The sequence below is a fragment of the Candidatus Sodalis endolongispinus genome, from assembly GCF_018777395.1.
In the GTDB taxonomy this organism is placed as follows: Bacteria; Pseudomonadota; Gammaproteobacteria; order Enterobacterales; family Enterobacteriaceae; genus Sodalis_B; species Sodalis_B endolongispinus.
Map to the genome: position 1 here is coordinate 1,405,446 of NZ_JAFJYC010000001.1, position 22,644 is coordinate 1,428,089.

Below are 22,644 nucleotides of genomic sequence, written 5' to 3' on the forward strand. Positions count from 1 at the left end.
ATTCGCCCAGGAAATCAATTGCCGGGCCGGGCACCCCCCCAGGTGGGATAAACGTGGGTCCAAGGGCCAATCAACCCCTTGCGCGGCGCATCCAGATGCTGCATCAACCGTAAAATGGCATCGCAATAGCCATCGGTCCAGCCGCCAACCGCATAGACGGCACACTCGATAGCCTGATAATCTTCACAGACCGAGCCGTGGCGCCAGAATGCATCGCGCTCGCTATGCGCCAGCCAGTGGGCCAGCGGCGGCTCCATCCCCGCCAGACGTGACAGCCAGCCCTCGCCGACGTGGGCCGGATCCAGCGGTCTGCCCAATTGGGTAAACAGGCCGCTGCCCCATTGCAATACATCCGTAAGCAGCGCTCCCCCCATGTAATGCACATCGTCGCGATAGCGATCATCGGTGGAGCAGCAGGTAATAATCGCCTTGAGCGCCGGCGGCCGGCGCGCGGCGATCTGCAGCGCGGCGAACCCGCCCCAGGAAATGCCAATCATGCCGACATTGCCATTACACCACGGCTGACGCGCCAGCCAGGCAATCACCTCTACGGCGTCATCCTGCTCTTGCGCCAGGTATTCATCGCGCAGCAAACCGTCGGAATTGCCGCTGCCGCGCAAATCGATCCGCAGGGCGGCGATACCGTGGGCGGCAAAAAACCCGTGCATCATAGCGTCAATCGTCGCGGTGTTGTCCGACTGCCGGTAGGGGATCCACTCCAGCACCAGAGGCGCCGGCGTGGCGTGCTCAGGCAGCCACAGCCGGGCAGCGATGCGGGTGCCGTACGCCAGCGGCACAAAAATCTGACGATAGGACGGTATCTGTAGCGAAAAATCGACGGTGGATGACGCTTGGGACATGGGACAGCTCCTGTCGCTAAAGTTGTGAGGGCGAGGCCGGCACCCGATGCTGCAACAGCGAGTTGGAGGTCAGATTCTGGGTGAGAATGGCAAAACCGATGGGCGCGGCGATAATGGCGCTTAGCCAAAAATGCTGCGACAGCCCCAGCAGGACTTGCGCCAGCGCCAACATGACCGCAGCCCGTAGCGGCCAGGGCCCCATGGCGCCTATCTGACCGGCGAAGGTGAGCTGTAACGCCGCCAGTAATGCGCCGACGCCAGTAATACTCATTAAAATGCCCGAACCGGTGGGACCTCCGTGCAACACGGTATCCGCCAGCATGGGTAGAAAGGAAAAATACGGCACGCTGGTGAGACTGCATAGCCCCACCAAGAGCAGAATACGCAGCGCCGGCGGTATCCTGGCGCAGAAAATCCAGCCCCTCGCCCATCTCGTGCAGCAAACCTTTCAGCCGGGTCGACGGCGGGCGCTGCGGCACGCGAATGGTGAACAAGAATAGGATCAGCGGCACGTAGGAGGCGGCAATGAAGGCGAAACACCACCCCTCGCCGACGGTATCCACCAATACGCCGCCCAACGCCGGCCCTATCAGGCGCGCGCCGTTGAAAATCACCGAATTCAGCGCCAGCACATTCGCCAAATCGTCGTGCGCCACCAAATCGACCACCAGCGACTGCCGGACGGGTAAATCAAATGCGCTAATCAACCACAGGCCGGTCGCAATGGCTATCGCCAGCGCGCCGGTAATAAGATTGCTCAGCGTCAGCACCGACAGCAACGTGACCAGTAAGGTGATGCCGATCTGCGTTGTCAGTACCAGCCGGCGGCGATCGCAGCGGTCGACGATCACGCCGGTAAACAAGCCGAAAAATAAAATCGGCCCCTGGCTGCAAAACGCCAACATTCCCAGCAATACGGGCGATGACACCCCCAAACGCCAGATGAGCCAGCCGAGGGCGATGGTATGGACCCAATTGCCAATGACCGACAGCAATTGTCCGCCGAAAAACCGGCGATAATTGGCGTGCCGCACAAGACATTGCCTGAAGGACGCAATCCCTTTTTAGGCGAAAGGGAAAAACGGGCAGTAGTCAAGGAAACTCCCACAAACGGCCGCACGCGACAGCTTCCCTCAAGGGAAATGCAGGCGAGACAAGGCCCGGGCTACATCGCCCGGGCAGATAACCGGCGTTTCAGGCGCCGGTGACATCCCGGAACAACGGCCACTGGCCATCGGGCGTCCAGGCACCGTGCACGGTTTTCGGCGTCAACCAGGCGTTGCTGCCATGGTATAAAAAGACATAGGCGCCCGTCTCTTCCAACTGGTCTTGCAACGTGACATACATGGCCGCCCGTTTCGCCTGATCCAGCTCAACTGCGGCCGCGGCATTGAGCGCATCCCACTTTTTGTCGCAGGTGCGCTGGGTGTTCCAGATACCGACCTGATCGCAGGTAAACCAGGCGGTGACCCAACTGGCGTCCGGCGCGGTGGTAAAGGTGGTGAGACGCAACTGGGAATCCTTCCAGGCATCCCCTTCCGACTCCTGCCCCGCGGCGACAAACGCCGCACCGTCCATTTGATTGATTTTGAGATCGATCCCCACTTCCGCCAGCTGTGCCTGAATGACCTGGGCCACAGTCCCGCCATCGGTAGAGGTAGAGAGGTCCAGGCGGAGCTGCAACCCCGCAACACCGGCCTTTCTCAACAACGCTTTCGACTGCTCCGGATCGTAAGGATAGATATTTTTGCTGCGCGCGCCGGCCAGCGGCGGCGGCACCAGACCATAGGCCGGTTTCACCGCGCCGCCGAAGGTGGCGTCCAGAATGCCAGGGACGTCGATAGCCTGCTGAATAGCCCGACGCACCTGCACATCTTTCAGTTTGGGGTGATCAACATTCATGCAGAGCCAGGTGTAGGCCAGCGCAGGCCGTACGGTCAGCGTATTGTCGCCCGGATCGTCGCGGTATTTACCGATAGCGCTAATGTTGATTTTGGTCATATCCAGATCGCCGGCTTCAAACGCGATCTGGGCGGTATTCAAATCACCAATCGGCACCAGCTGGATTTGATCGTACTCGCTGCGGCGGCCGTTCCATCCTTCATTACGCACCATCGTCAACCGCTACCGCGGCTGCCAATCGCCGATCTTGTAAGGCCCGGAGCAGGCCGCGGGCGCGGTGCCGATTTTTTTATCCTGGGTGGCCTCCAGCGCTTTTTTGCACATAATCAGCCCGGAGGCATGGGGAAGAGTGCTGATAAACAGCGGAGCGAACGGGTGTTTGAGGTGGATAATACCTTCATATTTGCCGGTGACCTCAACGTGGTCCAGCGCTTACCAGTCGGAAGCATAAATCGCCGCCAGCTCTTTGTTTAAAAACCGTTCATAGGATTATTTCACGTCCTCGGCGGTCATTTCGCCAAACCCGCCGGTCCATTGGATGCCGGGACGCAGCGCGAAGCGGATGGTAAGCGGGTCGACCTGCTCCAGCGATTGTGCTGCATCCAGTTGCCAGCCCCAATCGGTCCCCGGTTTGTATTGGCACAGCCCGGAATAAATAGCAAACATCACCATTTCGTCATACCAACCGCTGCGGTTAGCGGGGTCGAGATTGGTAATGTCAAGGTCATTTTGCACCCGCAGCACCTTGTTCTGGCTATCGGCGGCGAAAACCCGCCGCTGACCGCCCACCACCAGCGATCCGGACGCGCCAGCGGCCAATACCGCCAGCGTTTTAAGCAACTCACGTCTGTTCATCGACAGGCCTTTCATGCATGTGTATCCTTAAAAATAATGGCGCCGGACCGGGCGGAAGCGTGTGCCGCGCGGAGAAGAGGAAAATGACAGGAAACGTGCTTCCCGCCGGTCATCGGCCGCAGCAGCGGCGCGTCGATGCGACAGCGGTCTTGCGCCCGTGGGCAGCGGGTATGAAATTCACAACCGGTGGGACGATGGGCAAGCGTCGGGATCTCGCCCGTCAGCGCCCCTTTCCCCGCCGCGCCGTCGCTGCTTTTGGCGCTTAACAGCGCGGCGGTATAGGGATGCGCCGGCGCGCGAAACAGAGTCGCGGTCGGCCCGCTTTCGACGATGCGTCCGAGATACATGATGGCGATGTCGTCGGTAACATGGCGGGTGATAGCCAGATTGTGGGTGATCATCAAACAGCTCATGCCCAGCTCGCGCTGCAGGGAAGTGAGCAAATTCAGCAACTCGCCCTGTACCGATAAATCGAGACCGGCGGTAGGCTCGTCGGCGATAATGATAATGAGTTTCGGTCTGAGCGCCAGCGCCCGCGCTACCGCCACGCTCCGCGCCTGTCCTCCCGACAGTTGATGCGGGTAACGATCGATAAACGCCGCCGGCAGCCCGACCATCGACAACAGTCGGCTCGCCTCCGCGCGGCGGTCAATCTCGCGACCGTTGACGCTGAAAGGTTCAGTCACCAGCTTTTCCACGCGCATGCGCGGATCGAGCGCCGCCATCGGATCTTGGAAGATAAGGCCAGTGTCGCGCCGGATCCCGCGCCAGGACCAATCGCTGGCGTCCCGTGGCTCGCGGCCGTTGACCTGTACCATGCCGCCGCTAATCGGCGTCAGGCCGATCACCGCCCGGCCAAGGGTGGTTTTGCCACTGCCGCTTTCGCCGATAAGGCCCAGCGTTTTGCCCGGCGCCACATGCAGGCTAACGCCGGCCAATATATCCACCGATCGCACCGCACCCGGTTTGAGCCGGCTGAAGAGACTACCGGTGCGGTAGCGCAACACCAGATCTTTGATTTCAAGCATGTGAACCGACCTTATGGCAACGTACCGTCCAATCATCTTGTCCCAGACAGGTCAAGGCCGGCGTCACACCGCGACACGGTCCGAAGGCCGGTGCGCAACGGGGCTCAAAAGGACAACCGACCCGCTCGCCGCCGGGGGGAGGAACGGCGCCGGCGATGAACGGCAATTCGCGGCTGACGCCGGGGATACGCGCCGAATCGCAGGCCAGCAGCGCCTGGGTATAGGGATGCGATGGCGCGGCAAACAGACGCTCTATCGGCCCCGCCTCGACAATTTCGCCGGCGTACATGACCGCCACCTTGTCGCACAGCGCGCTGACCAGATGCAAATCGTGGGTGACAAATATAATCGCGCCGTCTACCAGTTTCCGGCTGGCCTTGAGGACCTCCACCACCTGCATTTCCGTCGTGGCGTCCAGCGCGGTGGTCGGCTCATCGGCTATCAGCAATTCCGGCTCGGTAAGCAACGCCGCGGCGATGGCGATACGTTGGCGAATACCGCCGCTCAGCTCATGGGGATATTGCGTAAGCCGGCCGGCGGGATCGGAAATGCCTAAGCGTTCCAGCATTTGGCGGGCGCGCTGGCGTTTTTCCGCACGCGTACCGCCCTTGTGATGCTGAAAAGCGACCAGCTGTCTACCGATCGTCACCACAGGATTAAGCGCGGTAAACGGATCCTGCGAGACGGTGGCGATACCGTTGCCGCGCAGTTTGCGTCGGCCATCCTCCGGCAGCGTGAGCAAGTCGACGCCGCGGTAGCGCAGTTCACCGCTGGCCCGGTCGTTGGGCGGCAGCAGGGTCAGCATGGCGCTGACCAACGTTGATTTTCCCGAACCGCTTTCGCCCACCAATACCAGGACTTCGCCCTTATTGACCGTAAGGTTGATGTTGCGTACCGCCTGTAACGGCCCGCGGGGAGTGTCGTAGCTGACGATTAGCTGATTAATAGTGAGCAATGTCATGCGCGATCGCCTCCGGTATGGTTGGCGGTACGGGGGTCCAGCGCGTCGCGCAGCGCCTCGCCGAGGAAGGTGAAGCCCAGAGTGGCGAGAACGATTGGCATGCCGGCGGCGATAACGATATGCGGCGCCTGGCGGATGTAGGAGTAGCCGTCATTGAGTACCGTGCCCCAGCTGGCGTCCGGCGGTTGGATCCCTTGGCAGAGGAAGCTAAGACCCGACTCGATGGCGATCACTGCGGGAATATCCATCGCCACCATGACCAGCAGGGTGCCGGTCAAATTGGGAATGAGATGCCGGACGACAACGCTGACCGGCGACGCGCCCATGGCCCGGGCCGCGACGATATACTCCATCCGCTTGAGCACCCGGGTTTGGCTGCGCACCACCCGGAAATACCCCGGCACCATGAAAGTAATAATGATAAGGATAATGGTGGCCAGACTGGAGCCGGCCATCGTCACCACCGCCAGTGCAAACAAAATCATCGGAATCGACATCAGCGAATCGCACAGCAGCATCAATAGCGTATCGAGCTGGCGCGGCCCGTAGCCGGCGACCAGCCCGAGCAGTGAACCCAGTAACAAGGCGCCGCCCGTGCCGGCAAAAGCCACCACCATCGCAACGCGCGTGCCGTAAATCAGCCGCGAGAGAATGTCGCGCCCCAGTTGATCGTTGCCCAGCCAATAGTACATGCTCGGCCCCTTCAACCGCAATATGGCCTTGATAGCGATGGGATTATGCGGCGCCAGCCAGGGGGCGAACAGCGCACACAATAACAGCGCGATGACGCAGAGTAAGGCGAAGCGTCCGATTCCGGTCGACCAGACCTGACGCAGTACCCGCGCCATGCCCATCCGCGGCGGGGTGGCGGCGACAGCCTGCGCCGAAGCGCCGTCGACAGTTCAGTCATGACAACTCCTGCCGCACGCGCGGATCGAGACAGGTGTTAATCAAATCGGCGATAAGGTTGGCCAGACGTCACCACGACCGTGCCCATCACCACCGGAAAATTGCGGGAAATCACCGAATCAAACGCCAATTTGCCGAGCCCCGGTCGGGCGAAGACGATTTCCGTCAGCACCGCGCCGGAAAGCAGCGAGCCGATGCCGACCCCCAACACTGATACTACCGGCACCACCGCGATCGGCAGCGCATAACGCAGTGCGATCAGCCGGTCAGGCATACCGAAGGCGCGGAAGGTGCGGATATGGTTTTCCTTCAGAACTTCCAGCATGGAGGCCCGCACCAGCCGGGAAAGATAGCCGATCCAGCCCAGCGCCACCGTCAGCGATGGCAGCACCAGCGCATGCAGCTGCGAGGCCAGATCGCCGCGATGGCCAGCGCCGATCGCCGGAAACCATTTCAGCGACACCGAGAAAATCAGCAGGGCATAGATCGCCACGACAAACGCCGGCAGCGCGATAACGCTGACCGATAGCACGCCGATAATCCGATCGGCCCAGCTGTTCTGCCGTAATGCCGCCCAGCAGCCTAGCGGAATACCCAACACGATTGCCCAGAGGATGGCGCACAGCGCCAGTACCAACGTGTTGGGCAGGGCGCGAGCGATAAGTTGTCCCACCGGGCGATGGGTCAGCACATCTTCACCCAAATCGCCGCGCACCACCCGCGCAAGGAAACGGCCAATCTGTACCGGTGCGGGCTGGTCCAATCCCATAGTAGCGCTCAGCGCCTGCTTTTGCGCCTCACTGGCGCGCGGGCCGAGCGCGACCGACGCGGGATCGCCCGGCACTAAAAACACCAGGCAAAACAGTAGCGAGACGGCCACCAACATAACCGACGCCGCCAATAGCAGCCGGCGAAGCAGATAAATGAGCATAGATGCGCCTGTAATAGTGTCGACGAAGAAACGCCGGCCGGGACCGAGACCGCATTAATGCGGTTGCAAACGGTTATGAGCTTGCCAGTCTTTTTTGGCGATAAACGTCGTGTTTACGACCTGATCGGTGAGAAATGCGACATATAAGAACGCCGTATGTCGCGTGGCGCTGCCGTCTGATAAGGATGAAATGCTGCAGCCAAACGCTCGGGACAAGTTCATATAGGCGCACGTTGACGTAGGCCTGGACGCACGGTCTTCAGTTATTGCCTCGGATCCCGGGTTGAAAGGAGGGTTATGGTTAGGGACGCACGGCTACGCCGAAAATCGTCGCTGGCCGGTCACAGCAAAGCGGTGCACTCATCCTCGCAAAACATGCAGAAGGGGGTTAACGGCGTGCCGGCAACAGGCAAGCCGCCGATGGAAAAACAGGCGCGGCTTAGTCGTTTACCCTTTCGGCATAGACAAAACAGAGTTTGTTCCCCTCAGGATCTCGGCAGTAGGCACCATAGAAATCCGGGGCATACTGCGGCCGAATCCCCGGTTCACCCTCATTGATTGCACCGAGCGTCAGCGCGACCGACCATGCCGCCGCCGCCGCATCGGGCGAAGGGGCGGCGAAGCTGACCTGGCTGCCGTTGGCACAAGTGGCGGGCAAACCGTTGAGTGGCGCCCGTAGCACAAACTGCGGCCAGCGCCGATCCGCGCGTTGCCAGATCACTCCCGCTTCGCCGGATTCGGCCTCCGTCACCCGCACCAGGCCGAGTTCGGCCAACACCGCGTCGTAAAATGGCTGCATGCGCGCCATGTCCCGCACGCCGAGCTGAACATGTGTCAATTCCTCATGGCGACTCATGCCTTAACTATAGTTAGTGCAGCAAGGTCTGTGGCTATGCCTGCGACATCAGTCATAGCCTGCCGTGCATGCGGCAAGGTTATTACGGCTCTTTGCGGGATTAACTATTTTCTCTGCCTCTTTGTGCCTACCGTCGACGATAAAATAGTGGCATCGCCGCCGCGCAGTTTGAATTTCGGCCGATAACGGACGGCTGTACATCGTACCACGGCTTACGGGTGACCTTGCCGGCAACGGCGCCCGGGCGGTGTTGTGCGGAAATAGCGCCCGGGCAACGCTGGACGGAAATAGCGCCGATGTTGCCTGGCCTTTGCGCCCGACGGCTCAAGGCCGCCTGAAGAAAGCCTAAAAGTCGATTTCAGCACCCGCGCACCGGGAATTATCACCATGCCGCCAGCGCCTGTTTTGTCATTCGCAGGCATTTCTAGCGCAAATAGCACAGCGCCATAATAGGCTATTGCCCTTCTGCACGATGGCCGCCATCACCGCGGCTACGGACTTGTTTATAACGACTGTGTTAACGACGCAAGCAAACCGGCGTCGTTAACGCGATTGAATTACGCCGTCCGCATGATTAAGAGGGGATATTTTCCCAGCGGTATTTCGCGCTTTCTATCCCATATGCATAAGCAAGTGTAGACCCTGACCGCTTTAATTATTGCTCGAAAAGAAGCATTTTTGCAGACTATTTCTGCCGCCTTCACCACCGCACGCGGGAGGCGATGGCCTCCGCCGGAGCCTCTCACCGCGCCAATAGATTATAAATTCTACAATTTGTTGATTTTAATGATAAAAATACCATAAATCTTTGCTTAATTTAGATTTTTAGAGAAAAAGATAAAAACAAAATCTCGTTTGCTTTCAATAAAGTAACCATGAAAGGTTAAAATGACTTAAGGCGTATTAAGGTTTTTTTAGCTTTTTTGTGAGATTTTAATTTGCAATTATTTTTTGTTATCTCGATTTTTATGTGATCTACTGCAACGAAATCGGCACGGCGTTTCATCTAAAAATCCTTTTCCAACAACGGGTTGAAATCTTCATCTCTGTAAATTCCGGCAAAGGTTATCAGGCTATTAATATGTATTATCACTAATAAAACATAAAAAGATATGCTTGCAATTATATTTTCATAATATATGCGCCTTTTTCTTATAGTCATATTTCAAATTTAAAAAAACTTTGATAAACTGCTCTGGCAGTCAGTAATGAAGCAGGGGGGCCAATCATACCTCGATTGGGCATTAATAATAACCTGGAAGTAACCCATACTCTTCTGTCTCCAGGATGCCCCTATTTAATGGAGGTTGAGGGAACTTCAGTAATTTTGTTAAAAAAATGTATTTCTTGTTAGCGTAAGCTAACAACATTGCTTGTTTAGAATATTTCCCAGCATCATCGATTCCGTATAAGTGTAATATTTACCCGATGCCATTAAAGCCATCAGTAATACTAACGGAAATCTAACGTGCTTTGGGAATAACTGATAGCGAATAAATAACATATAGAGATTAGAACATGGATAAATCAACCGATACTTCAGTCATGGTAGAGTCCCTATCACGTATCTATCACCGTCTGCGAAAAGAAGTGAATGGGCAGCTGGTGAACGAAGGCCTCTCGATGTCGAAAATGAAGATTTTGCACCTGATTACCACCGGCAAAACCAGCGCCACCGATATCAAGAATTACATGGGCTTTTCATCCCGTACTGTGGTGACCGTGCTTGATGCACTGGAAAAAGAGGAGATGCTGCAGCGCCAGCAAAGCCCCACCGACCGCCGGGTGAAGTATGTCTATATCACGGAGAAAGGTCGTGAGAAATTGCGCATCGCCGAACAGACCCACAAAGTCATTCTGGATCGCATGTTTGCCCCGTTATCCGAGATGCAACTGGAGAAGTTCAGCGAAGTTTGCAATGTACTTGAAGCGCAGCAAAAATAGCTCGGCTTATGATGTTATATCAGCACTTAAATCCGCAGTAAAAAAGGGCCAGATAATTGTAGTCATTTATCGTGACCGGACTGACGGGTTGGACGACTATTCCGGCAACCAGATAATAGACAGGTTATCGCGATTTTTAATACTCAAAGGTGGTTTTTTTTACTGGTGGATTTTTGCCGATAAATATCTTAAACGTTCAAAAAGGGAAAGCACGGACGATTTTTGCCCTCACCGGCAACCGTGCTTCTTTTATTCCTTCCCGCCCGATGGTTTGCCCCATCCGCCAACCCTACCGCTACGTTGACAGCTGAAACACCTTTCAATGCCGTGTATAATAGAGACGCGCCCTGTAGTTCTTTCAACCTCAGCTGATTATTTCATGATGATTCAAGGTACGCTTTATGTCGTTTCCGCCCCGAGCGGCGCAGGAAAATCCAGCCTGATTCAGGCGTTGCTGAAAACCCAGCCGCTTTATGACACTCAGGTGTCGATTTCCCACACCACTCGCACCTTACGTCCGGGAGAAGCGCACGGTCAGCATTACTTTTTCGTGCCAGTGGCGGAATTTGAGCGCATGATTGCCGAAGACGCCTTTCTGGAATACGCCCGGGTGTTCGACAATTATTACGGCACCTCGCGCGAAGCCATTCAGCAAGTGCTGGCCACCGGTGTCGATGTCTTTCTCGACATCGATTGGCAAGGCGCACAGCAGATCCGCGCTAAAATGCCGGACGCGCGCAGCATCTTTATTTTGCCGCCGTCCAAGGAGGAACTGGATAGGCGAATGCGCGGGCGAGGTCAGGACAGTGAAGAGGTGATCGCCCTGCGCATGGCCCAGGCGGTAGCTGAAATGACCCACTTTGCGGAGTATGATTATTTGATAGTCAACGACGACTTCAATACCGCATTGCTTGATCTGAAAACCATTATCCGGGCTGAACGGTTGCGCCTTGAGCGGCAGAAATTACGCCATGACGCATTAATCAGCAAATTGTTGGCAGACTGACGCAACTTTCAGTATGATGCCCAGTCATTTCTTCATCTGTGGAGTATCTCACATATGGCACGCGTAACTGTACAAGACGCCGTCGAGAAAATTGGTAACCGTTTTGACCTGGTACTGGTCGCCGCGCGTCGCGCGCGTCAGATTCAGGTGGGCGGTAAAGATCCACTGGTTGCGGAAGAAAACGATAAATACACCGTTATCTCCCTGCGTGAAATCGAGGAAGGCCTGATCACCAGCCAGATCCTGGATTTACGGGATCGCCAGGAGCAGCAAGAACAGGAAGCCGCTGAGATTCAGGCGGTGACCGCGATCGCTGAAGGCCGCCGCTAACAGCAGGTGACTACCCTACCTTGTATCTGTTTGAAAGTCTGAATCTACTGATTCAACGCTATCTGCCCGAGGATCAGATAAAACTCCTCCGGCAGGCTTATCTTGTCGCTCGTGATGCGCACGAGGGGCAAACTCGTTCCAGCGGTGAGCCTTACATCACCCATCCGGTGGCGGTCGCCTGCATTCTGGCCGAGATGCGTCTCGATCACGAGACGCTGATGGCGGCGCTGCTGCATGACGTTATCGAAGATACCCCAGCCACTTATCAGGACATGGAACAGCTGTTCGGCAAAAGCGTCGCCGAGCTGGTGGAAGGCGTATCCAAGCTGGACAAGCTTAAATTCCGCGACAAGAAAGAAGCCCAGGCGGAAAACTTTCGTAAAATGATCATGGCGATGGTGCAGGATATCCGCGTCGTCCTGATAAAACTCGCTGACCGTACCCATAATATGCGTACTCTGGGCGCCCTGCGGCCGGATAAACGCCGCCGCATCGCACGCGAAACGCTGGAAATCTACAGTCCGTTGGCCCACCGTCTGGGGATTCATCACCTGAAAACCGAGCTGGAAGAGCTGGGTTTCGAGGCGCTGTATCCCAACCGCTATCGGGTCATTAAAGAAGTGGTCAAAGCGGCGCGCGGCAACCGCAAGGAGATGATCCAGAAAATCCTCGCCGAAATAGAAGGTCGTTTAACCGAAGCAGGCATTCCTTGTCGCGTCAGCGGACGGGAAAAACATCTCTATTCCATTTATTGCAAGATGCATCTGAAAGAACAGCGTTTTCACTCCATCATGGACATCTACGCGTTTCGGGTCATCGTTAGCGAAGTGGATACCTGTTATCGGGTGCTGGGTCAAATGCATATCCTGTATAAACCGCGCCCCGGTCGGGTGAAGGATTATATCGCCATCCCCAAAGCCAACGGCTACCAATCGCTGCATACCTCGATGATAGGTCCGCACGGCGTGCCGGTGGAAGTGCAGATCCGTACCGAAGACATGGATCAAATGGCAGAGATGGGGGTGGCGGCGCATTGGGCGTATAAAGAGCAGGGCGAAACCGGCACCACGGCGCAAATCCGCGCCCAGCGCTGGATGCAAAGCCTGCTTGAGCTTCAGCAAAGCGCCGGTAGCTCGTTTGAATTTATAGAGAGCGTTAAATCCGATCTCTTTCCCGACGAAATTTATGTTTTTACCCCCGAAGGGCGTATCGTCGAACTGCCGGCGGGCGCCACGCCGGTGGATTTTGCCTATGCGGTGCACACCGATATCGGCCACGCCTGCGTGGGTGCCCGCGTCGACAGGCAGCCCTACCCGCTTTCCCAGTCGCTCAGCAGCGGCCAGACCGTGGAGATTATCACCGCTCCCGGCGCGCGGCCCAACGCCGCCTGGCTCAATTTCGTCGTAAGCTCCAAGGCGCGCGCCAAAATCCGCCAGATGCTGAAAAATCTCAAACGCGACGACTCCGTCAGCCTTGGCCGCCGCTTGCTTAATCATGCGCTGGGGGGCAGCCGCAAACTCGTCGAGCTGCCGCCGGAGAATATTCAGCGCGAGCTGGACAGGATGAAACTGGCAACGCTTGACGATTTGCTGGCGGAAATCGGTCTTGGTAACGCGATGAGCGTGGTGATTGCCAAGAATTTGCAGGGCGATGGGTCCAATCTGACGCCGCCTAGCGGCCCGCGCACCTTGTCGATCAAAGGCGCCGACGGCGTGCTTATCACCTTTGCCAAATGCTGCCGGCCTATCCCCGGCGACCCGATTATCGCCCATGTCAGCCCCGGTAAAGGGCTGGTGATACATCACGAATCCTGCCGCAATATCCGGGGCTATCAGAAAGAGCCGGAGAAATTCATGCCGGTGGAGTGGGAAATGGTGAGCGAACAGGAGTTTATCGCCGAGATCAAGGTAGATATGTTTAACCATCAAGGCGCGTTGGCCAATTTGACCGCGTCGATAAACGCCGCCAATTCCAATATTCAGAGCCTGAACACCGAAGAGAAAGACGGTCGGGTGTACAGCGCGTTCATTCGTCTGACAACCCGCGATCGTATCCATCTGGCGAATATCATGCGCAAAATCCGCATCATGCCGGATGTCATTCGGGTGAACCGCAACAGAAACTAAACCTTGCCGCCGGAACGCTTTACGCGTCGGTGGTCGTGCAGAGCGCCCGCAGCTCAACGCTGACGCCCACCCTCTTATGCCGCACGCGGCGGCCTCACCCGCCCTTGATTATACCCGCCCGACCTGTATTCTTAGGGGGCGCGAGATACGCGCTATGGCTAAGACTCCGGTCTGACATGATTGTTTCCCCGGAACAGTGGGTCTTTTTTTCACACCACGGAGTGCTGATATGACCGAAGGCCGCTTGCTAAGAGCCATTCCGCTGCATACTCTCTCAGGGGTCGGCCCGAGTCTTGTCAGCAAGTTTGCCCTGCTCGGTCTGGAAAACCTGCAGGATTTGCTGTTACATCTGCCGGCACGCTATGAAGATCGCACCAAACTGTATCCTATCGGCGAGGCCCTGCCCGGTATGACGGTGACGGTGCAGGGAGAGGTCCTGAATAGCGACATCAGCTTTGGCCGCAAACGCATGCTTAACTGCCGCCTGCGTGACGACAGCGGTGTACTGACGCTGCGTTTCTTCCATTTCAATGCGGCGATGAAAAATAGCCTTTCCCCCGGCCAATGGGTCACCGCCTATGGCGAAATCCGTCGCGGCCAGCATGGCGGTGAGATTATCCATCCCGAATATCATGTTATTAATGAGCACAGCGAGGTGACACTTGCCGCCGCGCTGACGCCGGTGTATCCGACCACCGAGGGCGTTCGGCAGGCAACGCTGCGCAACGCGGTCGATCAGGCCCTGAAACTGCTGGATATCACCCCGGTCGCCGAGCTGCTACCGCCGGAACTGAGCGGCGGGTTAATGAGCCTGCCCGATGCATTACGGATGCTTCACCGCCCGCCGCCGGAGATCGCCTTGGACGATTTGGTGCTGGGCCGTCACCCGGCGCAGCGCCGGCTTATTCTGGAAGAACTGTTGGCGCATAATCTCAGCATGCTGGCGGTCAGAGCCGGGGTGCAAAAAGATCGCGCGCTGCCGCTGCGCGCCGATAGCCTTCTGACCCGGCGTTTTCTTGCCGCGCTGCCGTTTGCGCCGACCGGCGCCCAGCGGCGCGTGGTGGCGGAAATCACTCAAGATTTGGCGCGCGACGTCCCGATGATGCGGCTGGTGCAAGGAGACGTCGGCTCTGGCAAAACGCTGGTGGCGGCGCTGGCGGCGCTAAGCGCCATCAGCGATGGCCGGCAAGTGGCGCTGATGGCCCCTACCGAACTGTTGGCCGAACAGCATGCGCAGAACTTTCGCGACTGGTTCGCGCCGCTGGGCATTGAGGTCGGCTGGCTGGCGGGCAAGCAGAAAGGGAAAGCGCGTCAGGCGCAGCAGGAGGCCATCAGTGAGGGTCGCGTAGCGATGGTGGTGGGTACTCACGCCATTTTCCAGGAGCAGGTGCGCTTTGCCGGCCTGGCGCTGGTGATTATCGACGAGCAGCATCGTTTCGGCGTTCACCAGCGGCTGGCGCTTTGGGAAAAAGGGAGCGCGCAGGGCTTTCATCCGCATCAATTGATTATGACCGCCACCCCTATCCCCAGAACGTTGGCGATGACGGCTTATGCCGACATGGATACCTCAGTCATCGATGAATTGCCGCCGGGACGCACGCCGGTGACCACGGTCGCTATCCCGGATACCCGGCGCGCCGAAATCATCCAGCGCGTCCGCCAGGCCTGTCTGCAGGAGCAACGCCAGGCGTACTGGGTCTGTACCCTGATAGAAGAATCGGACGTACTGGAGGCACAGGCGGCGGAGGCAACCTGGCAAGAACTGAAAAGCGCTCTGCCCGAACTGCGCGTCGGGCTGGTGCATGGGCGCATGAAGGCGCTGGAAAAACAGCAGCTCATGCAGGCATTCAAGGCGGGCGAGGTTCAGCTGCTGGTGGCGACCACGGTCATCGAAGTCGGCGTCGATGTCCCTAACGCCAGCCTGATGATCATCGAAAATCCCGAGCGCCTCGGGTTGGCGCAGCTGCATCAGCTGCGCGGGCGGGTCGGTCGCGGCGCGGTGGCCTCACACTGCGTATTGTTGTACAAGACGCCGCTCAGCAAAACCGCGCAGTCGCGTCTGCAGGTGCTGCGCGATAGCAATGACGGCTTTGTCATCGCCCAGCGGGACCTGGAAATTCGCGGCCCCGGCGAACTGCTGGGCACCCGCCAAACCGGTAATGCCGAATTTCGGGTGGCGGATCTGCTGCGCGATCAGGGGATGATCCCGGAAGTGCAGCGCCTGGCGCGGCATATCCATCAACATCACCCCGACGCGGCCCGCGCCCTGATTGAACGCTGGATGCCGGAGCGCGTACGCTATACCTTTGCCTGACCAGCGCCCCGGGCGCGGTGGCGCGACAGCCCGGCTGCTGCGCCGCTTGGGGCGAACCGTTGATCAACGTCAATGACCCGCCTCGCGGGCGGTGCAATCGATTGCTTTTCCGGTCAGGATGATTAAAATGCCCTCTTTGCCGCCCAGGAACGTTGCTTGCCATGACATCGCCCGTGATTAACACCTCTTCCGCCCCCCGCCGACAGCGCCCCCAGCGAACTGATTTACCGCCTTGATGACCGGCCGCCGCTGCCGCAAACGTTGTTTGCCTCCTGTCAGCATCTGCTGGCGATGTTTGTGGCGGTTATTACGCCGGCGCTGTTGATCTGCCAGGCGCTGGGCCTGCCGGCCGACGATACCCGCCATATCATCAGCATGTCGCTGTTTGCCTCCGGCTTGGCGTCCATTCTGCAAATTAAAACCTGGGGGCCGGTGGGTTCTGGCCTGCTGTCCATTCAAGGCACTAGCTTTAATTTCGTGACGCCGCTGATTATGGGCGGTCTGGCGCTGAAAAACGGCGGCGCCGATGTACCGACAATGATGGCCTCGCTGTTTGGTACCTTGATGGTGGCCTCCTGCACCGAAATCCTGCTCTCGCGGGTACTGCATCTGGCACGGCGCATCATTACCCCCCTGGTGTCGGGCATCGTGGTGATGATTATCGGCATTTCGCTTATTCAAGTGGGCCTGACGTCCATTGGCGGCGGTTTTGCCGCGCTGAACGACCATACCTTCGGCGCCCCGAAAAACCTGATGCTGGCCGGCGTGGTGTTGTTGGTAATTATTCTGCTGAACCGCCAGCGCAACCCCTATCTGCGCGTCGCCTCGCTGGTGATCGCCATGGTGGTAGGCTATCTGCTGGCCTGGGCGACCGGAATGCTGCCGCCGTCGGCGCCGGCGACGGCACAGCCGTTAATTGTGGTGCCGACGCCGCTGTACTACGGGCTGGGTTTTGATTGTGATCTGCTTATTCCGCTGATGCTGGTGTTTATGGTCACCTCTATCGAGATCATTGGCGATATCACCGCTACCTCGGACGTGTCGGAACAGCCGGTGCGGGGTCCTTTATACATGCAGCGCCTGAAAGGCGGTGTACTGGCCAATGGTTTGAACTCCATGCTGTCGGCGGTGTTTAATACCTTTCCAAATTCCTGTTTCGGCCAGAATAACGGCGTGATCCAGCTTACCGGCGTCGCCAGCCGCTATGTCGGTTTTGTGGTGGCGCTGATGCTTATCGCCCTCGGCCTGTTCCCGGCGGTCAGCGGCGTGGTGCAGCATATTCCCGAGCCGGTTCTGGGCGGCGCGACGATTGTGATGTTCGGCACCATTGCCGCGTCGGGGGTACGAATCGTCTCCCGCGAGCGCCTTAACCGCCGGGCAATCATGATTATCGCCCTGTCGCTGGCGGTCGGACTCGGCGTCTCTCAGCAGCCGATCATCCTGCAATACGCGCCGCAGTGGCTGAAAACGCTGCTCTCGTCCGGCATCGCCGCCGGCGGCATTACCGCTATTTTCCTCAACATCCTGTTTCCGCCAGAAAAAAACTAAGCATGGCGACCGGGAACGATTCAGACCGCGGCGATAACGTCGCGGTCTTTTTTTGTTGCCGCACTGCTTTGTCACTTGAGATAGCCGGTCAATTGCGGCATAAACAGTGTATCTGTCTTCACCACTGCGGAATGTGCAATGAAATTGCTAGGCAAATTGCTGATCTCTCTGATCCTCGTTCTCTTATTGCTCATTGTGCTTATCTATATGCTGCTGCAAACCTCCTGGGGGGCCGGCTGGTTGAGCCGACAGTTGACTCGGCATAGCGATTATCAGGTTTCTATCGGCGGTATCAATCACAGTTGGACCAATTTCAGCGAGATCCAGCTCGATAACGTCAGCGTCGGCAAGAAAGGGACGTTGCCGACGCTGGTGGCCAAGAGGGTGTTGGCAGAGCTTGGCGTGCGGCAACTCAACGACCCCTGGCACGTAAATCGCCTGCAATTGCAGGAGGGAACCCTAAACCTAGACCCGGCCGCGCCGTCCTGGCCGCTACAGGCTGACACACTACAGCTCAATGGCATGGCGGTCAGCGCCCCGCACGGCGACTGGCGGCTCAACGGCCAGAACGTCAATGCCGGCATCTCGCCCTGGCAGCCACAGATCGGCTATCCGCTGGGCCGGCAGGCGCGCTTCCAGCTCAGCGCGCGTTCGCTCACGCTCAACGGCGTTCCGGCGCAAAATGTCCTGGTCCAGGGGGAGGTTAATAATCAGGCGCTTACGCTTGATAATCTCGGCGCCGATCTGTATCAAGGGGAGCTTACCGGCACCGCCAGACGCGCGCCAGACGGCAGCTGGCAGGTCGATACCCTACGGCTAAGCAATGTGCGTTTGCAGTCGGAAAAAACGCTGCACGATTTCCTGCGCCAGGTATTCTCGGTGCCCAAAATCACTCTGCGCCGCGTCGATTTGATTGATGCGCGTATGGAGGGGGTCAACTGGGCGTTTAACGATCTGGATTTAACCCTGCGCGACATGACTTTCCAGAACGGAGACTGGTCGGCGCAGGACGGCTCGCTTTCGTTCAACGCCAGCGATTTAATCAATGGCGGCGTGCACTTGACAGACACCCTCGCCAATATGACGTTTTCGCCGCAAGGCGTTGAGATCCGCCAATTCAGCGGCCGCTGGGAAAGAGGGTTGCTGCGCACCAGCGGCCGCTGGCTGCGGCAGGATCGCAAGCTGGCGCTGGATGAGATGATGATAGCCGGCCTGGAATATACGTTGCCCGCGAACTGGCGCGCAAGCTGGCTCCAGCCGCTGCCATCCTGGCTGGCGGGCGTGTCGGTGGACAGACTGAGCGCCAACCGCAACCTGATTATTGATATTACGCCAGCGTTTCCGTTCCAGATAACCGCTCTGGACGTCACCGGCAGGCGACTGGTGCTGGCGCGCGACCATCAATGGGGAGTCTGGTCCGGCAACCTGACCCTGAACGGCAGCGATGCCACCTTTAACAAAACCGATGTGCGCCAGCCGTCGCTAACGCTGAATGCGACCGGTGATGCGCTCTCTAATCAGCGAGTTGAGCGCTTTCACCGGCGAGGGGCTGCTGGAAGCCACCGCAACCGTCAGCCAGCGCCCGGCGCGGGATTTTACGCTCAACCTCAACGGGCGGGCGGTCCCGGTTAACGTGCTGCAAAATTGGGGGTGTCCGACGCTGCCGCTGACCGGCAACGCCAATCTCAAGCTGCAATTGCGGGGACAGATGACGGCGGCCGAGCCGCTCAAGCCCTCGCTGAACGGCACGCTGCAGGCGCAGAGCACGGCGGGGCAAATGCTCAATCAAAGCATGCGTCACGGGGAGGTTGTGGCGACGCCTGAGCCCTGACAGGGTCGCTCGCGCCGGATGGCGCACACCGCGCTTAACCTCAGCCAGCATTTGCGCTAGCCCGCGCGAGGGGGCATAGCCTGCGTTGATAGCATGTCGCGCCGGGATACGCGAAGCCGCGCGCAGCCTCAGCCGGCATTGGAACCGCCTCGTTCCAGGGGAACATCCAGCGACGGCGGCAGGACCAGAAAAATGCCTTCAAAGATGGCCGCTTTAACATCATTGCCGTACAGCTGCACCCGCGCTTTGCGCCCCTGCGCCAGCCTGTCCAAATCGCCCGATAGCGATCCTAAATCCGCTATCGCTCCCGGCCTGCCGATCACCGGTTTGATATAGCGGATATGCGCATCGGCAAGAATGATGGTACCGCCCAGCTGGCGCTCGCGCAGCAGCAGCCAGATAAGCCCCCAGCCGGTCAAGGTCGCCAGCGAAAACAGGCTGCCGGCAAAAAGCGTATGGTGTGGATTCTGGTTGCCGGTCTCTGGCATGGTGGTCATAAACTTCTGCCCGGTATACTGGCTGATGCGCACGCCCATTTTCTCGCTGAGCGGTATATGCTGATACCAGGCCTGCTGCAGCTGGCTGCACCAGTCGGGTCGATGCAGGATGTCATCCAGAGTGACGATGGGCTTTATCATCAGAAAATGCCGGATGGGGTTGGTAGAAGGGGTGATGATTTCGCCTTGATTGACGAACCCCAGTTTGGCGAAAAAAGCCACCGCATCTTCACGGGCGCTACACACCACCCGTTTGACCCCCTCCTGGCGCGCCACCGACTCCAGCGTCATCGCGACCAGCGTACCGAGGCCTTTATCCTGCACCTGCGGATGCACCGCCAGAAAGCGTATCGAGGCTTCATTATCGGCATTGACATAAAGTCGCCCCACCGCCACCTGCTGCCCCTGCTCATCCACCACCATCTGATGATGCGCCATACCGTCATAAGCGTCCCGTTCGGAGCCCGGCGGCTGATGTAGCGGCTTGCGTAGCATCTCCCAGCGGAACTGATAGTATTGTTGTAGTTCCTGTTCGGTTTCTGGAACGCGCAAGTGATACATACCGATCTCTCTTTATTGAATATGCCGTCCGGCCGTTCAGACCTGCAGCCAGAAGGTTACCGGCCCATCGTTGACCAGCGCCACCTGCATATCGGCGCCGAAGCGACCGGTTTCGGTCCGAATACCGGTTTGCCGGCAGCGGTCGGTAAAGTCATCATACAGCCGACGGGCATCCGCCGGCGCCGCGCCGCGGGAAAACCCCGGACGCAGGCCCCGATCGGTGTCCGCCGCCAATGTGAATTGAGATACAACCAGTACGCTCCCTCCCGACTGGCGCACATTCAGGTTCATCTTGCCCTGCTCATCACAGAATATACGGTAAGCCAGCACCCGCTCACACAATTTAGCCGCGTTCTGTTCATCGTCCTGCCGCTCTACGCCCAGCAGAATCAGGAGCCCCGGACCTATGGCGCCCGCCACCTTATTGTCGATGGTGACGCTGGCCTGCCTGACCCGTTGTATCAACGCTATCATCAGTATCCCTTACAGTCTGGGCTGCGTGATGCGCGGCAGCCAGCCTGTGCTCGCTCAGCGATGCGGTGATCTCCGCCCCCAATAATACAATGCACCAGCTCCAGTACACCCATAGAAACAGAATGGGAATGACCGCCAGCACCCCGTAAATCAGCTGGTAGGACGGAAACAGGGTGACATACAGCCCAAATTTTTTCCCAGTTCAAACAATGATCCCGCCACCAGCGCATCCCGCGCCGGCACCCGCACCGTCGGCACCAGGCTATAGAGCAGCCAGAACGACGCGCAGGAAAGCAGCAGCGGAAAAATGCGCAACAAGAGCGTCAATAATCCGTTGGCGCCGCTGACATTTAGCCAGGTAAGCGAAAACAGATACGAGCTCAACACCATGCTGGCGCCCGCCAGTAGCGGACTCAGGGTTAACACCATCCAATAGACCGCGAAAGAGAAAATAATCGGCCGCTTGTTTTTGCTGCGCCAGATACTGTTGAGCACCGTATCCACCGAGTAAATCAAAAGCAGCGCAGTGACGATGAGGCCACAGGTGCCCACGGCGGTCATTCGACTCGAGTTGAGGGTAAACTGTTCCAGATAGCGCTGGATAACGTCGCCGGTCGCCGGCATGAAATTGGTGAAAATAAAATGGCGCAGCTCGACACACTGACGTCGGAAAACACCGGAAAGGCGGCAAACAGCGCAAAAATGACCGTCACCAGCGGCACGAGCGACAGCAGCGACACATACGCCAGATGACCTGCCAGTACCGTAATATCATCACGATAAACCCGCTTGCCCAAGTGCCGGATAAAGTGCAGCACCGGCAAGAGCTTATGCAGCCGAAGACCCGTCATCGACACCCTCTTTGCGGTGATCGCCTCAGCGCAGAACGTCCACGTTTTCCTGCCGTCAAGCAAAAAATGCCGGCACGACCTCCCGGTCCGTCACATGCACGCTGCGGATACCCACTTGGCGCGCCGAAGCGATAATTATCGGCATTATCCCGCACCGTCGGCCGTCGTCCCTTCCTGCGCCAGCACATAGCGATAAATGGCCGGGTCTGGCTTACGCATGCCCAGATCCTGCGACAGATAAAGTTTATTCACACATTTTTGCACCTCTGGATACTAGCTCGGCCAGTATTCGCAATGCAAGCGGTTGGTATTGGAGAGGATCACCACCCGATGGCCCTGTTCGCGCAATCGGGTCAAAATCGCCACCATCTCTGGCCGCAGCCCGACGAACAACGCCTGCCAGCCGGCGGTGAATTGCTCAAAGCTAAGTGCAATACCCAGTTCGCCGCAAATTTTAGCAGCGAAGGTTTCATCGGTGATATCGCCGCGCTCATGCTGTTCAAAAGCCTCACCCATGACGAACTCTTTTTGCAGGGTGGCCAGCGGGACACGGATGAAGTTGCTCCAGACCCCCAGTACGCGGTTAAAGTCGATATCAATGACAACATTCCCCAGATCAAAGATATATAGCATGGTCCCTCCGGAATTCTTCGTGAGATCTTCACTGTAGCGGGAAACGGCCTGACTGAACAGCGCGATTGCGGCCACTCGGAGGGGAAAAATAGGTCCCACCGGGGCCACCAGCGAGCCGGCGGGACGCCCGAAGAGGCGATTCTTCCCGCCGCCATGCAATGGAACCACTGGCTGGGGCCGAAAAACCTGGTGACCCCTGACCGGGCCGGGTCGGCTCAAGCGCTGCC

At 58.0% G+C, this 22,644-nt stretch carries 17 protein-coding genes and 4 pseudogenes; 7 read left to right on the forward strand and 14 right to left on the reverse strand.

The window, feature by feature from the left end; translation table 11 throughout:
- Positions 1-14: 14 nt before the first annotated feature.
- From JZM24_RS06860 to JZM24_RS06905, 10 genes and pseudogenes are all read right to left on the reverse strand, one after another.
- Complete coding sequence (locus JZM24_RS06860; protein WP_215669129.1) at positions 15-860, reverse strand: CocE/NonD family hydrolase; 846 nt, start codon at positions 858-860, stop codon at positions 15-17.
- A gap of 16 nt (positions 861-876) precedes the next feature.
- Positions 877-1,230 carry an MFS transporter gene (locus JZM24_RS06865; RefSeq protein WP_312885000.1) on the reverse strand — a complete coding sequence of 118 codons (354 nt, stop codon included), beginning with the start codon at positions 1,228-1,230 and terminating at the stop codon, positions 877-879.
- A gap of 13 nt (positions 1,231-1,243) precedes the next feature.
- Positions 1,244-1,894 (reverse strand): annotated as a pseudogene (locus JZM24_RS19665) (MFS transporter); the annotation flags it as partial.
- A 160-nt stretch (positions 1,895-2,054) separates the two neighbouring features.
- Positions 2,055-2,975 (reverse strand): ABC transporter substrate-binding protein, encoded by a 921-nt coding sequence (locus JZM24_RS06875; RefSeq protein WP_215669131.1) that lies wholly within the window; start codon positions 2,973-2,975, stop codon positions 2,055-2,057.
- A gap of 276 nt (positions 2,976-3,251) precedes the next feature.
- Positions 3,252-3,632, reverse strand: a complete 381-nt coding sequence (locus tag JZM24_RS06880) for a hypothetical protein (RefSeq protein ID WP_215670183.1) — start codon at positions 3,630-3,632, stop codon at positions 3,252-3,254.
- Positions 3,629-4,645 carry an oligopeptide/dipeptide ABC transporter ATP-binding protein gene (locus JZM24_RS06885; RefSeq protein WP_215669132.1) on the reverse strand — a complete coding sequence of 339 codons (1,017 nt, stop codon included), beginning with the start codon at positions 4,643-4,645 and terminating at the stop codon, positions 3,629-3,631. The genes JZM24_RS06880 and JZM24_RS06885 overlap by 4 nt, the downstream gene beginning before the upstream one ends.
- On the reverse strand, positions 4,638-5,606 hold the full coding sequence (locus JZM24_RS06890) for an ABC transporter ATP-binding protein (protein WP_215669133.1): 969 nt from the start codon (positions 5,604-5,606) through the stop codon (positions 4,638-4,640). The genes JZM24_RS06885 and JZM24_RS06890 overlap by 8 nt, the downstream gene beginning before the upstream one ends.
- Positions 5,603-6,454 (reverse strand): ABC transporter permease, encoded by an 852-nt coding sequence (locus JZM24_RS06895; RefSeq protein WP_215669134.1) that lies wholly within the window; start codon positions 6,452-6,454, stop codon positions 5,603-5,605. The genes JZM24_RS06890 and JZM24_RS06895 overlap by 4 nt, the downstream gene beginning before the upstream one ends.
- 98 nt (positions 6,455-6,552) lie before the next feature.
- A complete protein-coding gene (locus tag JZM24_RS06900) occupies positions 6,553-7,446 on the reverse strand; it encodes an ABC transporter permease (RefSeq protein WP_215669135.1) in 894 nt (297 codons plus the stop codon).
- 439 nt (positions 7,447-7,885) lie between these two features.
- Positions 7,886-8,302 carry a VOC family protein gene (locus tag JZM24_RS06905; RefSeq protein WP_215669136.1) on the reverse strand — a complete coding sequence of 139 codons (417 nt, stop codon included), beginning with the start codon at positions 8,300-8,302 and terminating at the stop codon, positions 7,886-7,888.
- Positions 8,303-9,820: 1,518 nt separating this feature from the next.
- Between JZM24_RS06905 and JZM24_RS06910 the strand changes: the two genes are divergently transcribed.
- The 7 genes and pseudogenes from JZM24_RS06910 (at position 9,821) to JZM24_RS06940 (ending at position 19,401) form a co-directional block, all read left to right on the forward strand.
- Positions 9,821-10,246, forward strand: a complete 426-nt coding sequence (locus tag JZM24_RS06910; protein ID WP_215669137.1) for a MarR family winged helix-turn-helix transcriptional regulator — start codon at positions 9,821-9,823, stop codon at positions 10,244-10,246.
- Positions 10,247-10,628: 382 nt separating this feature from the next.
- The gene (gmk, locus tag JZM24_RS06915) at positions 10,629-11,252 is read left to right on the forward strand and encodes a guanylate kinase (protein WP_215670038.1); all 624 of its coding nucleotides are present in this window, start codon (positions 10,629-10,631) and stop codon (positions 11,250-11,252) included.
- Between the two features lie 54 nt (positions 11,253-11,306).
- Entirely contained in the window at positions 11,307-11,582 is a 276-nt protein-coding gene (rpoZ, locus tag JZM24_RS06920) for a DNA-directed RNA polymerase subunit omega (protein ID WP_215669138.1), read from the forward strand.
- 20 nt (positions 11,583-11,602) lie between these two features.
- Entirely contained in the window at positions 11,603-13,708 is a 2,106-nt protein-coding gene (gene spoT, locus JZM24_RS06925; protein WP_215669139.1) for a bifunctional GTP diphosphokinase/guanosine-3',5'-bis pyrophosphate 3'-pyrophosphohydrolase, read from the forward strand.
- 229 nt (positions 13,709-13,937) lie between these two features.
- A complete protein-coding gene (recG, locus tag JZM24_RS06930; protein ID WP_215669140.1) occupies positions 13,938-16,022 on the forward strand; it encodes an ATP-dependent DNA helicase RecG in 2,085 nt (694 codons plus the stop codon).
- A 219-nt stretch (positions 16,023-16,241) separates the two neighbouring features.
- Positions 16,242-17,570: a uracil-xanthine permease family protein gene (locus JZM24_RS06935; RefSeq protein WP_215670039.1), complete on the forward strand. Its 1,329-nt coding sequence runs from the start codon at positions 16,242-16,244 to the stop codon at positions 17,568-17,570.
- A gap of 138 nt (positions 17,571-17,708) precedes the next feature.
- A pseudogene (locus JZM24_RS06940) lies at positions 17,709-19,401 on the forward strand (AsmA family protein).
- 128 nt (positions 19,402-19,529) lie between these two features.
- Here JZM24_RS06940 and fabY read toward each other — a convergent pair.
- From fabY to yihX, 4 genes and pseudogenes are all read right to left on the reverse strand, one after another.
- Positions 19,530-20,459, reverse strand: coding sequence for a bifunctional GNAT family N-acetyltransferase/hotdog fold thioesterase (fabY, locus tag JZM24_RS06945; protein ID WP_215669141.1), 930 nt, complete (start codon positions 20,457-20,459; stop codon positions 19,530-19,532).
- 36 nt (positions 20,460-20,495) lie between these two features.
- On the reverse strand, positions 20,496-20,933 hold the full coding sequence (gene dtd, locus JZM24_RS06950) for a D-aminoacyl-tRNA deacylase (RefSeq protein ID WP_215669142.1): 438 nt from the start codon (positions 20,931-20,933) through the stop codon (positions 20,496-20,498).
- Positions 20,881-21,784 (reverse strand): annotated as a pseudogene (locus tag JZM24_RS06955) (virulence factor BrkB family protein). The gene dtd and the pseudogene JZM24_RS06955 overlap by 53 nt, the downstream one beginning before the upstream one ends.
- Positions 21,785-21,839: 55 nt before the next feature.
- Positions 21,840-22,417 (reverse strand): annotated as a pseudogene (yihX, locus tag JZM24_RS06960) (glucose-1-phosphatase).
- Positions 22,418-22,644: the final 227 nt, after the last annotated feature.